The 13255-nt window shown below is 45.9% G+C and carries 8 protein-coding genes; 6 read left to right on the top strand and 2 right to left on the bottom strand.

The genetic code is table 11. From position 1 onward, the window contains the following. The first annotated feature begins 419 nt into the window (after window positions 1-419). The 3 genes from IKG78_RS07185 to IKG78_RS07175 all read left to right on the top strand — a co-directional run bounded on the left by IKG78_RS07185 (window position 420) and on the right by IKG78_RS07175 (window position 6342). Window positions 420-5159, top strand: coding sequence for a fibro-slime domain-containing protein (locus IKG78_RS07185; protein WP_290941593.1), 4740 nt, complete (start codon window positions 420-422; stop codon window positions 5157-5159). Between the two features lie 185 nt (window positions 5160-5344). After that, window positions 5345-5746 (top strand): SPOR domain-containing protein, encoded by a 402-nt coding sequence (locus IKG78_RS07180; RefSeq protein ID WP_290941591.1) that lies wholly within the window; start codon window positions 5345-5347, stop codon window positions 5744-5746. A 245-nt stretch (window positions 5747-5991) separates the two neighbouring features. Then, on the top strand, window positions 5992-6342 hold the full coding sequence (locus IKG78_RS07175; protein ID WP_290941588.1) for a GIY-YIG nuclease family protein: 351 nt from the start codon (window positions 5992-5994) through the stop codon (window positions 6340-6342). A gap of 180 nt (window positions 6343-6522) precedes the next feature. Here the strand turns inward: IKG78_RS07175 and IKG78_RS07170 are convergent, their stop codons facing one another. Both IKG78_RS07170 and IKG78_RS07165 read right to left on the bottom strand, forming a co-directional pair. Continuing rightward, window positions 6523-10623, bottom strand: coding sequence for a DUF3320 domain-containing protein (locus IKG78_RS07170; RefSeq protein ID WP_290941585.1), 4101 nt, complete (start codon window positions 10621-10623; stop codon window positions 6523-6525). 33 nt (window positions 10624-10656) lie between these two features. Next, entirely contained in the window at window positions 10657-11667 is a 1011-nt protein-coding gene (locus IKG78_RS07165) for a glutamate--tRNA ligase family protein (protein WP_290941583.1), read from the bottom strand. Between the two features lie 128 nt (window positions 11668-11795). Here IKG78_RS07165 and IKG78_RS07160 point away from each other — a divergent pair, with 128 nt between their 5' ends. From IKG78_RS07160 to IKG78_RS07150, 3 genes are read left to right on the top strand one after another with little or no spacing between them, the layout of a single operon-like run. Then, window positions 11796-12383, top strand: a complete 588-nt coding sequence (locus IKG78_RS07160) for a hypothetical protein (protein WP_290941581.1) — start codon at window positions 11796-11798, stop codon at window positions 12381-12383. Window positions 12384-12389: 6 nt separating this feature from the next. Next, the gene (locus tag IKG78_RS07155; protein WP_290941578.1) at window positions 12390-12956 is read left to right on the top strand and encodes a 3'-5' exonuclease; all 567 of its coding nucleotides are present in this window, start codon (window positions 12390-12392) and stop codon (window positions 12954-12956) included. Between the two features lie 17 nt (window positions 12957-12973). Then, window positions 12974-13168, top strand: a complete 195-nt coding sequence (locus tag IKG78_RS07150) for a hypothetical protein (protein ID WP_290941575.1) — start codon at window positions 12974-12976, stop codon at window positions 13166-13168. Window positions 13169-13255 lie beyond the last annotated feature (87 nt).

The raw sequence follows: 13255 nt of genomic DNA, 5'->3' as shown, positions 1-13255 counted from the left end.
TTGGTCATTGGTTGTTAGTCAATAGTCCTTGGTCGTTGGTCATTAGTCGTTGGTTGCGACTCTCGCTTACACGGTACTTCTCACATCTGTCACCCCGGATTTAGGTTGGTGAGCTTGCCGAACCATTCCGTGCTCATACCCTCTTTTCTATACAATACACCCATGATACAGTCTATATCACGGTGAGAATGTAAACTTAAAATTACTTTAGCTTGTTTGTAACTCAAAATTTACAAAACATGTTAAGAAATTGTGATTTAAACGGTATATTTCCTTATATAAATTTTTTTTCACAATTCTTTACAAGAAAAAATTTCTTTTTCCAAATTAAAAATTTAGATTTCATTACGGTGTGGCTTATAAGAAGGCCGGTCTTTTTGTTTGCCTCATTGGCTTTAAAAACCAAATGGATGAAATATATGAAAACACGTTATAACGCTTTGCATAGTGTTGCAATGATGCTAGGTCTGCTCCTTGTTGGAGGAGTTACGGGAGCTTGGGCAGACTTGAAAAAATCAGAATCGAGCAATGACGTTTGTTCGCCTGTAATCCACTTTAAGCTCCCAGACGGCTGGACAAGCGCATATTTGATGATTGGTGGAAATGCGGAACCATTCCCAAATCCCAGGTTAGCGGATAATGGTTGGACCGTAATAGATCTTGGTAGCACTAAGACCAATGATGATGCCTATTTCTTCATTAACGGTGTTAGAAAGAACGACTGTAACGACGGTGTGTGCGTTACGAGAAATGGCATCAATGTAAAACCGAATAACGCTCGTGTCGAGGGCTTTAAGTGTTCTGATATTGGGTCCAATGGTGAAATTTGGATCCAGGAACATCCGGATATCAAGAAAGAAGGTCAAGTTTATATAACCACGTCAAAACCGGACATCAAGGATTTCTATGTATTCTTGCCGGATAATACGACTTGGAAAAGCTCTACGCCGATGATCAAGGAAGATGGCGTTGACCATGAAATGTATGTCGATAACGACCATTGCGGATGGTATTATAGGCGCTATATTCTCGATGGAAAAATCGACAAGGCTCTTCCGTCGAGCGTGATTATTCACAGAGACGATGATAAGGAATTGAATGGCGCCATCGGTATGGGCGGCGAAAAGGCCTTGAATGAAGATCAAGCTGCCGAACCGATTGTGTTGGCGGACTTGTTTGATCTTTTCCAGCAGGATCCGAGCTACCATGGTGCCGTGTATTTCTTGGCAGACCAGATTCAAGCGGATGCTCTTGGTGGTGACACTTATGGTTGGTCTGCGACGCAGCCGTCTGGTGCCGTTGGTAACTGCTCGTATAATCTCGCTGCCGTTATCTACGATACCGATGCTGATTTACATCCGTTGTTCTCTTGCTATCAAGAAAATGCTGACGAAGGCCGTGATGGTTGCCAGACGAGATCGGAGTCACAAAAGGCTATTTACAGTTGTATCGGTGTTCGTCAAGGGCTTGTGCAATCGACTCTTGCTATTGAAAATGGCAAGAAGAAAATGAAGCTTACCGCTGATGGTGAAAAGTGTTTCTTGAGTCAAGCGACTTTCGACCAGATGTTCAACATGACGAAGGGTGTGAACGAAATGTCTTGCTATGACATGACTTTCACTCGTGCAAAAGACGGCAAGTGGGAATTTGACTCTGATTACTTTACTAGCCCAGGCCTCAAAACACCTGTTCAAGGTGGCTTCTATCCGGTTGAAGCTACAACAAATGCTGATATTCTCGCAGCGGATTCTACTCAGACTCCAGCCCCGAAGGCTCGTACCAAGCGTTGGGCTCAAGGTCCGGTGTTCTATGGACCGCTGCTCCGCGCCAATGATCCGACGGAACAGCTGCCAAAGATTGACGTTTATTGTAAAGGACCGGGTTGGCCCGAAAAGAAGGGGGTAACCGTTGATTGCGAAGGCCTCTTTGCCGATGGCGATGGTACGACTTCGCGTATAAATAGCGATTTGAAAATTGGTACGGTGGGTCAAGATGCTTGTGTCTTTGGCTGGAGCTGCAACGACAAGGGTAGTGCACCAGAAGGCTGGCCGTTCTATTCGAACGGTAGTGAATCGAAGGGAACTGAAACAGGTCGTTGGGAATCGACTGAAGATTCAAAGAGTGTCAATGGTGGCCGTAACCAGCACTTCTGCTTCGAATCTCATGCAAGTTTCCGTTACAAACCGGGCCTCAAGTTCAACTTCCGCGGTGACGATGATATTTGGGTCTTTATCGATAGAAAGCTCGCAGTTGATCTTGGCGGTACGCATCTTGCTGCTCCGGGCTATGTGGATGTGGACTATTTCATGAAGAAAAACGGTTATGGTCTTGATTCTATTGGTGGTAGGTCTTTTGATATCGATATCTACTTCTGCGACCGCCGTACGACGATGAGTAACGTCCGTATCAAGACGAACATGTTCATTGAACAGACGACCGGTATTATGGCCGAAGGTAAGCAAGATACACAAGATTACATCCTTCATGGCAACAACCACTTCAAGATTTGCTACAAAAAGTCCGGCAATGGTTCTTGCGCTGCAGCTTTGGGTGGTTCTGCTGGAGAAGAACTCACGTGTGATGATAAAATTAAAGAAAAGATTACTTTCGTCTTTACCCAGGATAAGACAGGACAAGATCCTACTAAAGTCAAGATTACCGAAGCTGACTTTGAAGCTGATCCAGTTCAGGCTAGAGGTGGTATAGATGTTACTAAACCATACGCTCCGGTTATCAACGATAGCTTGTTGGCCGCTTCGCTTGGAAGTGGTAAATTCTATCTCATTGTTAAGATTGGTGGCGACATGAAGGCCATCGAAGTAAACCTCAAGGGTAAACTTGGTGTTGCAAACCGCGATGCTATTCCTATAGATGTTGATGGTAATAAGGGATTCTTGCATCAATTCAAGTCTCAGGCAATGGCTTCTTCTCCGAACGAAGACGGTACTCCGGACATCAAGCAGATGATTCCGCTTTATATAGCCTCTATTACTGATCCTTGTAATGCTAATGGTTGCACGGATCCTCTTGAAATGATGGCTTCTGCAAATCAGTCTTATACCTTGACGGTCAGCAATCCGAAGGTTGTTTTATACAAGGTGCAAAATGGCACGCCGGTTCCGTTAAATCCTTCTGAAGGAACTACTATCGGAGAATCTGGTCTTGACACTATTTATGCCACGATTCCGTTTGATGATATGGAATCTGCTGTTGAAACGGCTACTATCGGCGTAAGGGGTGGTTCTAACAAGGCTGATATCAAGTTCTTTGTGCCGCGTCTTGTGTTTGTGGAAACCGATTCTACTTACAAGTTGGTCTCCGGCGATCCGGAACCTCCGAAAGAGACTCGTTTGAGAGGTTCTGCTTATCCGTTCTACATAGTCGCTCTCAACGGTGACGATTCTCCGTGCGGCGAACTTTGCAATTTCCCGATTACGAAGGGTTCCAAGACTTCTCCTGGTTTGAATGTCATTTCTGGTACCAATGTTGAAAATGGTCGTGCAACAGTTTGGGTTCAGTCTTCCTTGGTCTATGAAAAGTGCAATGCGCCCAGTTGCCGTGGTGCTGCAACGCTTCATATCACAGGTCCGAATCCGGCCCTTATGCAGGCTACTTACAACAACCTTCAGTTCTCTGAACCGCCGGTCCCGACACCGCTGTTTGCAGATATCTTTGATACGCATGGCGAAAAAATGGCTAGCGATATAAATGTCCCGACTCCGTATTATGTGCCGGAACAGGAATATCTCGACGGTATTGGCGATTCTCTGGTTATTTACTACCATCGTTATTTCCATAAGGACTCTCTCCCGGATTCAGTCTTTGTTTACTGGGACGACTTGAAGGGTTCTAAGGACTCTTTGGTAAAGTTCGATGCTGCTGATATTAGTAAGGGTGTTACTTGCGGTGCTAAGGCTGGGTTGGCTGATACGCTTTGCTTGGGTAGAATTTCTCTCTGGGGCAAGAAGCTCTCGTCGGATGTGAAAACATCTGGAACGGGTAAACTTAAGTCTTGGGCGACCTTCACCTCTCGTGGATCTTCTGTCACGAAGGATTATCCGAGCATTATCTATGACCGTATCGCTCCGATTATCGTCTCTGCAAGAGCGATTACCGACACCGCTAATGGTATGAATGCTCAGTTGAAGGTAGAATTCTCTGAAAAGATTGCTAAGGTATCTTCTACTCAGGGTGATGCAGTATTCTCATTCTACATCAATGCCGGTAAGGATCACCATTTCGAAAATAGCATTTCGCTTGCCAATGGCGTTTCTCTGCCTGAAAAGCTTGATGTTATGCACACCTTTATTTACAGCCAGAAGACCGCGTTCCCGCAGGCTGGCGATTACATCCACTTTAGAGGTGTTAACGGTATCGGTGTTGTGATGGATCAGTCTGATTACAAGTCGGTTGATTCGTTGGGTGCTGATACGCTCCGTATGGCTGATGGTGTGAATTGGAATATCGCTCCGCCTTATGACTCTGATCCGAATGCTCGTGTTCCGTCTCCGTGGGTTTTGATTACGGGTGACGTGAGCGCCTACGCAGTAAGACTTGTTCCGACGGGTTATGATGCAATTCCGCCTACGGTTGCGACTGCAAATCTTCCGTCTGTTGAAGTGCTTACCTTCGATGCTTATAAGGATGAAGGCGATTTCAAGAAGGCTTTAATCAACAAGGATATTACTGTTGATACAGCTCTTGCTAAGTACGGTTATGTGCCGCATGGCTGGTTTGTCAAGAGCGACATGAGTGCCTTGATTGTGGCTGACACTACAACGCAGAAAAAGATTGCACAAGAAGGGTATGAAAAGGTCTTCTTTAACTTTGAAATTCAGCTCTTCACCAATCTTGGATCACATGCCTTGACTTATAAGAGACGTATTTATTGCGATGACAATAAGAACTATAACGAGTACGGTAGGCATTATTTCGGTGGTTCCAACTGTGTTGATAAGCCGAAGAACTTCTTCATCTTGTGGAACATGAAGGGTGACAGTGATCGTCTTGTGGGTACTGGTGCTTTCGTTTCCAAGTTGAAGTCTTATGTACAGCTTGGTTCTATCGGCAAGAAGAACAAGAACGATAAGACTGAAATGTGGGGCGTCCGCCACAATACAAGTGTGATTGGAAGCTTCAATGTTGAAAAGAGCAACTAATTAGTCATCTTTCTTAGAATTTCAAGAAGCCTCCCTTTGGGGAGGCTTTTTGTATTACAGCGTGTCATCCTGAGCCCTGCGAAGGATCCAGTGAAGATCCCCTCACAGATTTCATTCCGGCTAGAGACTGTTTTGGATGCAGGAATGTACTGCTCTATTCTCTATGTTTTTCTATATTTTGCTACATGCGTAAGATTTTAATTGCAGCTTCGTTGTGCGCATTGGCTTGGGCCGGATCGCCAACTGATTTAGATTCTCTTTTCCGCGGTAATGAGTACAAGCCCTCGCTTAGTGCATCGCTCCGCGATACGACAAGCAATTCTGCTATTCCTGCTAAGGTTTCGGGCAAGAATGACAAGTCTGATGGGTTCTACATGCTCCAGTTCGAAGCTGTCGGCGATTTTGATGCCGCCCAGAGACGTAAGGCGCAGCTTACTGCGAGTACCGGTTATACCATTCAGGTGGTCTTCGATACGCCGTTCTATAAGCTTCGCGGCGGTGGATGGAATAAGCGCAAAGTTGCCGAAGACAAAGCACGTGAACTTTCTGCGTACAACATCAACGCTTTCGTCGTAAAAATTCGATAATCGCTTTTATCATAAAAACAAAGAGTAGGCAATTCGCCTACTCTTTGTTGTATATTTTGAAGTGATGTCACCCCGGATTAAGGTCCCTGAGCTCGGTTGGTGAGCCTGCCGAACCATGCCGAAGGGCCGGGGCCAGCTTTCTATCGGTAACAACTGATCCCGGCACAGAGGCCGGGATGACAGTTTGCTGAAGTGATGTCACCCCGGACTCCGTTCCGGGGCCTGTTTTTTTGTACGTTGTTTTTATGAGGCAACATAATTATTACGTATATCTTTTAACGACAAGCAACAACCTAACGTTTTATGTCGGTGTGACAAATGATTTGATTCGTCGAATGATAGAGCATAAAACGCACTATGTGAAAGGTTTTACGAGCGAATACAATGTGAATAAGCTTGTGTATTTTGAAACATTCACGAATGTTGAGGATGCAATTAAAAGAGAAAAACAACTCAAACGTTATAAACGTCTATGGAAGTTTAACCTTGTGAATAGCAAAAATGCGGAATGGATTGATTTGTCCGCACAGATTGGTGTTACAAAAGAAATGATTGAATGTGCTAAACAGCCGATGCCGGAACAGGGTCTGGCATGACAATTTTCTGAAGTGATGTCACCCCGGATTAAGGTCCCTGAGCTCGGTTGGTGAGCCTGCCGAACCATGCCGAAGGGCCGGGGCCTGTGTTTTTCCATAAACAACTGATCCCGGCACAGAGGCCGGGATGACAGTTTGCTTTGACCTTTCGTCTATAGTCTATAGTCTATCGTCTAACGACTACACCACTCCCAACGATTGCTTGATGCTGCTTTCGTCGAATGAGGATTTGTACAGTGCGCGTTCTTCTGGGGACACGTAAGCCAACTTGCGTTCGTTGTCGGGCCTCTTGGATCGGTCGCGAATCTTTACTTCCTTGTTCGAAAGCGAGTAGAAGAATTGCCCAGTCTTGATAAACTGCTTCTCGTGCAAGGCTTGCTTGATGGTCTCGGTCAAGACAGAATTCATCTTTGGACCGACACGTTCGATATGGTGCAGGTCCAGAATCCTTTGCAACAAGAGTTCGCAGTGGATAGGGCTTTCGTGATCGACATAGAACTTCAACTGCTGGATGAGTTGACTTGCCGAAAGTTCCAAAATGGGCAAGTCGTCGGCAGTCCCTTCGATAGGCGGATGTTCTACAACATAAGGCTCGATACTTGCAGACTGAGTTTGTGCGTCCGCATCTTCGCTTTTTTCTTCGTTGTCTTGCTGTGGCGGTGCAACGCTTTGCTCAATCGCGATAGTCGTGATGAGGTTTTCCTTTTCATCGGCATGGGATATATTCCATTGCGGAAGCCAAATGTAGAAGATGTTCCACCCGAATTTTGTAAGTGTGGTCGGACGCAGGTATTCTCGGTCTTCAACGGATTCCTTATAAAGTCCATTGCATGAATCGGTTTCAATGACAGCGAGGAAACGTTTGGAATTGTAGGCATCACTGACGATTGGGCCAATTGGAATGCCGCCTTGCGCTATACTCTCTTTGAACGGAATACCTTCTGCTTTAAATACATCTTTAATTTGTTCGCTAAGAGCCGATTCGATGATGTTTTCATCGAACTTTTCTTCTGGTAACGATTTTGAATTGAGCTGATTCACCCATTCCTGGAATAAGCCTGGTTTGGAATTCGCGAGTTTGTCTGAATCTTCGTTGGTCATGAACAAACTGAGCTTTTGCTTTGCAAGGGTGGTGCAAATCGAAAGCTTGCGACTTCCTGTTGTGGCTGTGGCACTCTCGATATCAGGGCAGACGAAAATGACGTCGCGATACAAATCAACAGCACGCTCAATTGTCTTAATGTAGAACTTGTTCTGTAAATTACCTTGTGTGAAGAACTTTGCTTGTGCTGGATACTTTTCTAAAGCCTTTTGAAGTTCCGCTTCAATTTCTTCACAGTGCGCTTGATTGAATGTCACGATGCCTAGCGTCTGGCTAGAATTCCGTGCTGCGTGCAACAGCGCGTGTTCTGCAATGGCAGAAATTGTATTACGAACAACTTTAATGGTGTGCAACTTGCTTGTGGGTAAGGTTGAATTTGAAAATTGCACAATTTCGTTGTTGTAAATGTTCTTGTTCGCAAAATCAAAAAGAACCGGATCCGCGTATTGCGACGTGTAACCGATAACTCTAGTCGGAATTCCTTTGCGGATCGATGCCGAAAGCATGTTGTCCTTAAAGAAGATGGACTGCTGGGATAATTCAGTATCGCAGGCATCTATCGGGAGCTTTTCTAACGATGGCGAACAAGGGTTGCCAAATAGAATGGCCTTTTTGGAATTGTTGATTCCTGGCATGGCTTCGGCGATGGTCGTGCAGTCAGCATCTAAGAACAGAGCCACGTCAAAGGAACCGAAATCTTGTTCGAATGTTTGTGGCAAAGTAACGCTTTGAAGCAGTTGCGGGTGCTTTTCGACGAGCGCATGAGCTTCACGGAAATTGGCATTGGAGAACTGGTCTAGCAGTGCTCTGTATTGGGCACTCTTCTGCTTTCTGTTTTTAGATGTTGTCGTGAACACCCCAGGGCATTTTGCGGCCACTGCATGCATCTGGCTGCTGGTCCAGGTCCGGGCAAAAGCCATGGCTATATCCATGTTTGCGTTCTTGGAATCTCTTACGAAATTTGCAAGATTTTCACACGGCGAATCAGAGATGTTGTCCATGTGCTCGCAAAGTTGCAAGTAAACGTCTTGCTCGTCCCAATGGCTTGACCAAGACTCGATTTTTTCAATCCAAATATCTACGTTATCGTTGTCGATGGATTCTTCCAAGTTCAGAGACTTGCTTATTGTTTGTAAGCATTTTTGCAAAAATTCAATGTTCGACAGCAGGTCGTCCAGTTCATCTACGAATGGCCTGAAGAGGTGCCATTGCTCAAGGACGTGGATCAGATGATCGAAGTCCTCGCTATTCTTGTTCCTTGCACGGAACGAGTAGAAGGAATGGATTTTTTCTGAAAGTTCTTTCCAATCCGTCTTTTCAAATTTCCAGTCTTTACCGAACAGGCGCATGGCAAGGACTGAGGAATCCTTGTACTTGTGCTTGCAATCTTGCAGTTCAATGAGCGCATCGATTTTTTCGACCAACATTTCGTCGGAGATTATGCTCTTGGGATTTTTGAAAACGGTGAGCAAGAATCGCTTGGGCCGGCGGTAATGGTCCGAGAGACTTCGGAGTGTAGAACTCAGGCTATCTACAAATTCGTTTCGTGCGTCGAAAACATTTTCGTCTATGGCGTTATCCGTATAGACGTCGGAACCCCTGCGGCGGTAGTTCGACCAGCGAGCACCCGCATTGGGCAAGTCCATCAAGTCGTCTTGATAGGCAACCCAGCCGTTGGAATGGAGGTTCCAGTCTTCAAATCCAGGCAAATCGTTTTCGAAACTTTTCTTGAAAAGATTGATTAAATCTGGAAGGTCGGCAAGCTTCAATCCGCAGGGATAGAGGTTTGATTTCTTGGTACATTCCAAGAATGGCTTTATCTTTTCAATCAGTTCCTTGGCATGCTCCAAGTCTTCGCCGACCGAACTCTTGCGGTCTTGCGAAAACGCGGGCATTTTAATATCGTAGAACGAGTCATAAACTTCGATTCCGTTTTGTTCAAAGAACAGCTGCGTCATCTGCTTGAGACTGGCAAGCATGGACTTGTATTTTGAATAAGGAACCTTGTCGATGTTCTTGAAAATTTCGCTAGAAAACTTTGTCTTTATCGGTTTGATTTTGGAAACTTCGTCAAGCAGTTCTGTGAGTTTTGCTCCGCTTGGCTTGATGGGATAGTTCACCAAGTCGTTGTAGGCGACAAAATTTGCACGAGTTTCGTTCAATACCTTTTGGAGCGTATCGCGTTCAGGACTTTGGAACGAACGGAACGGTGGTTTCCAAGCGGTTTCGAAATTCAGTTTTGTAATGGCTCTGCGGCTTATGACGCAGACTTTCTTCTTTTGCTGGACCAGGTCAGCAACGATGTTTACGGCGAGCTTCGATTTGTCAGAACCGGGGAGCGTCTGTATGGCGTAGGCGGTCGCTTGCTCGTTGAGGGCGTCTATGGCCGCCTTGTTCGTCTGCGAATCGGTTGTATAAGGGAAGTAGTGGTTCGCCGGATTAAAGACGTGGTCGTAAGTCGTTTCTTCAAAAAGAGACGGCTGTGGCAAGAATCCATCGTTTCCGATGGTGGCGTTGAAAAATGTGTTGTTCGCGACTTTGGCGGTTGCCCAGCTTTCGTTGGACAAGTTCCTTTTGAGGAGCAGCTTGTTGGTGCTGTAGAACATGATGCAGCAACCATTGCGCGTGAATTTCCAATCAGTCTTTGAGGCAATCTTTTTTTCGAGCGTGTCAAAAAACTTTTTAATATCAAAAATGTCATTTTTGATGAAGTCGGATGCGACCGGAAATTTGGTATTCTGGTCTTGCGACTGGAGGGCGATATTCTCGATGGGGAATCGTGAAGATATCGCAACGGTATCATGTTCGAAATTGTAATCTAATGGAATGAGTAACGCCGGTGCGAGAGTCTTTTCGCCCCATTTGACGAAACCTGTCACCATGTACAAATCTTGGGTGCAGAAGTCGTCCCTTTTGGATTGGAGAATTTTGCGGAAATTTTCCAAATCGGCCTTTTGGTGTTCTTCGTCGTATTTTGAAGAAATGGGAAAAAAGGACGCGAGTGTTCGCGGCTTAATTTCTTTTAGCCAAGTCTCGTAAAACTGGTCACCGTAATCAATAAGTAACGGAGATTGAAATTTGTTCTTTTGCGAAAAACAGAGCAGAAGGTCCCTACTCTCAAACACTGTTGCTTCTTCGCGAATCTTTTCTATTGTCGCAGACATTGAAGTTGATGCCATGCCACGAATATAAAATTTTTTGGGGTTTCTTGGTTAAGGGAGACTTTGCATAGTGATGTAAATCGCATCATTAAGTGAAATCGGGGCATTTTTTTCGGTGTGGAGTGCCTTGTGGAGGACGCGTCCGAAAAGCATTTCGGGGGTGATGCCTGCCTCTTTGTCTTGCCTTAAACTGTGGGCGAGTTCGCGTTTCGAAAGTTTTTTATTGTTTGTGTCAAAAATTAAAGGATGATGTAAGTAAATTGGAAGTTTTGTGCGCCCAAGAGCTTGCATTAACGCAATTTGTCGGGCTGTGGAATTGCGGATATCCTCGCCTCGGACGATATGCGTGATGTTTTCGTCGATGTCATCGACGCAGACGGCGAATTGATACGTCCATTGGTTTTCGCGGTCGCGAATCGGGAAGTCGCCACACTGGAGTTTCGGATTCTCGTGGAAATCGCCCAGTCGCAAGTCGTGCCAGTCGATAAAACGGTTAGGAACGATGAATCGCAAGTTGTGCGGCTCCATTTGGTTCACTTCGGCAGGCTTGCTTCGACAATGCTCAGCACAGGCAGTGTCCTTATTTTTTTCCCTCATCTCTGGCCTTTTATCTAGGTTGGTGCACTTCGGCATAAGGTTGGTGAGCCTGTCGAACCACAGTGACCTTTTGTCGAACCACATCTCTCGTCTATAAAAACACTTCCCCTGATACACGATTTCGCCGGTTTCGCTCTTGGGGTTTTCTTCTTGGAGCTGTTTGCGGCTGCAATAGCACGGATAGACGAGCGATTTTGCTTCGAGCTTGTGGAGGGCCGCCTCGTAAATGGAGTTTCGAGCGCTTTGGATGCTTTCGGAATCGTAGCGGAACCCGAGCCACGCTAAATCTTCGCGGATGCCTGCAATGTAGGCGGGGCGTGCACGGCTTTGGTCGTGGTCTTCGATTCGCAAGTGGACCTTTAAATCCCATTTCTTAGCAGCAGCCCATACGTAAAGAGCCGAAAGCAAGTGGCCTTCGTGGAGGTAGCCTGTGGGACTTGGTGCAAATCGAATTATTCCAGACATAATGGTGTGTAAGACATCACAAATGTAAAATTTTAAAAATGTTTTAAAAATTACGTTTTCACACAAAAGGCTTTTTTGAATGTATATTTGGTTCGATGTCGGGATGTTCTCAAAAAAATGGAGTATTTATGGGTGGAATGAGCAAAATTATAAGGGCTTTGGCAGCTCTTGTCTTTTTCTGTACAGTGAATTCCTTCGCTGACGATATCATGGCGACCGCTTCGAACGGGGCGACTGTCATTTTGCACGATAATGGTCGCTGGGAATACTACCAGAATAATTCTAAAATTCGGGATATCCGCGAAAGCGCCATTCCCGAAGATGCCAAATTCAACGTGATGGTCGAGTACGAAAATCCGGAGAGGATTCGCCATAATGTGCGGCTTGCGATGGAAGCCGAATTTGCGACCGAAGAAGAAATCAAGGACAGCTTGAGAAAGGTCCCGAAGGGTGGCTACATTTATTTCCAGGTCAAGACTTCTCAAATTAAGAAGGGAATGCCCCGCAAGTTGACGTATTCCTTGTACGATGGCGGCAAAAATCCTATCTTTACGAAAACGGCTTATGATACCGAGGCTGTTCCCAGCGAACTCAGCGGAGTCTCCAATTTGCTCGTCGTACCGGTCTATGGTCGCCCGAAATCCAAAGTCTTGCTTGCCCGTGTGCAGGCTCGCGACGGATTGGAAACGCTCGATATCGACATTCCTGTTAGGTAACGTGCATTGTTAAAATTTGCGGTAGTCGATCTAGAAACGACCGGCGGTCATAAAGAAGATAATCGAATTATGGAAGTAGGGATTGTCCTGATGGACGGTCCCGAAGTTGTTGGAACGTATCACTCGCTAGTGGATCCGGGGCAGCCGATTACGCCGTTTGTGCGGGAGTTGACGGGGATTACCGACGAGATGGTCAATGGAAAGCCGCAGTTCGGGGCGATTGCTGAACATGTGGCTCATCTTTTGGAAGACCGCATTTTCGTGGCGCACAATGTGCAGTTCGATTGCAAGTTCATGACTTCGGAACTGAAACGTTGTTGCATCAAGTTCAATCCGCCGAGGCTTTGTACGGTAAAACTTTCGCGGCGCGTGTTTCCGGGGCAACCGAGCTATAGTTTGCATAAACTCACGGAATCGTTGGGGCTGCCGGATTTTAATCACCACCGGGCCTTAGACGATACGATGGCCGCTGCCGGAATTTTGCGCTTGGCGATTGAAAAAGTGGGCGAGGCCGGCGTATTGAAATACGTAGTGAATTTGTCCGTTGCAAAGAAGCTGGCGGTTAGTCAGTAGTCGGTAGTCATTAGTCAATGGTCGTTGGTCAATGGTTGTTTGCTATTGTTCTTTTCGTCATCCAGAGTGGCGATAGATGCGAAGGATCCAGTGAAGGTTCTTTATTGCAATTTCAAGATTTAACTGGATTCTTCGGCGATCCTCGCCTCAGAATGACGTGCAAGGAAATCAAGCGAGAGGCCACTTGTGGACTCGCATTTGATTTCCGCTGAGTCATGCGCTTGCGCAATGACGTGCAAGGTTATCAAGCACGAACGCTTGCGTTCGTATTAGATAATCGCAGCAGTCAAGCCTCGAAG

Origin of the sequence: Fibrobacter sp. (assembly GCF_017545445.1) — a bacterium.
Classification (GTDB): Bacteria; Fibrobacterota; Fibrobacteria; order Fibrobacterales; family Fibrobacteraceae; genus Fibrobacter.
The sequence above is the reverse complement of the archived record's forward strand: the minus strand, read 5'-3'. Positions and strand labels throughout refer to the sequence as shown.

Bases quoted from the DNA above. Each gene is read 5' to 3' on its own strand.
- IKG78_RS07185 (WP_290941593.1), top strand. From the start codon at position 420: ATGAAAACACGTTATAACGCTTTGCATAGTGTTGCAATGATGCTAGGT.
- IKG78_RS07180 (WP_290941591.1), top strand. From the start codon at position 5,345: ATGCGTAAGATTTTAATTGCAGCTTCGTTGTGCGCATTGGCTTGGGCC.
- IKG78_RS07175 (WP_290941588.1), top strand. From the start codon at position 5,992: ATGAGGCAACATAATTATTACGTATATCTTTTAACGACAAGCAACAAC.
- IKG78_RS07170 (WP_290941585.1), bottom strand. From the start codon at position 10,623: ATGGCATCAACTTCAATGTCTGCGACAATAGAAAAGATTCGCGAAGAA.
- IKG78_RS07165 (WP_290941583.1), bottom strand. From the start codon at position 11,667: ATGTCTGGAATAATTCGATTTGCACCAAGTCCCACAGGCTACCTCCAC.
- IKG78_RS07160 (WP_290941581.1), top strand. From the start codon at position 11,796: ATGGGTGGAATGAGCAAAATTATAAGGGCTTTGGCAGCTCTTGTCTTT.
- IKG78_RS07150 (WP_290941575.1), top strand. From the start codon at position 12,974: ATGGTCGTTGGTCAATGGTTGTTTGCTATTGTTCTTTTCGTCATCCAG.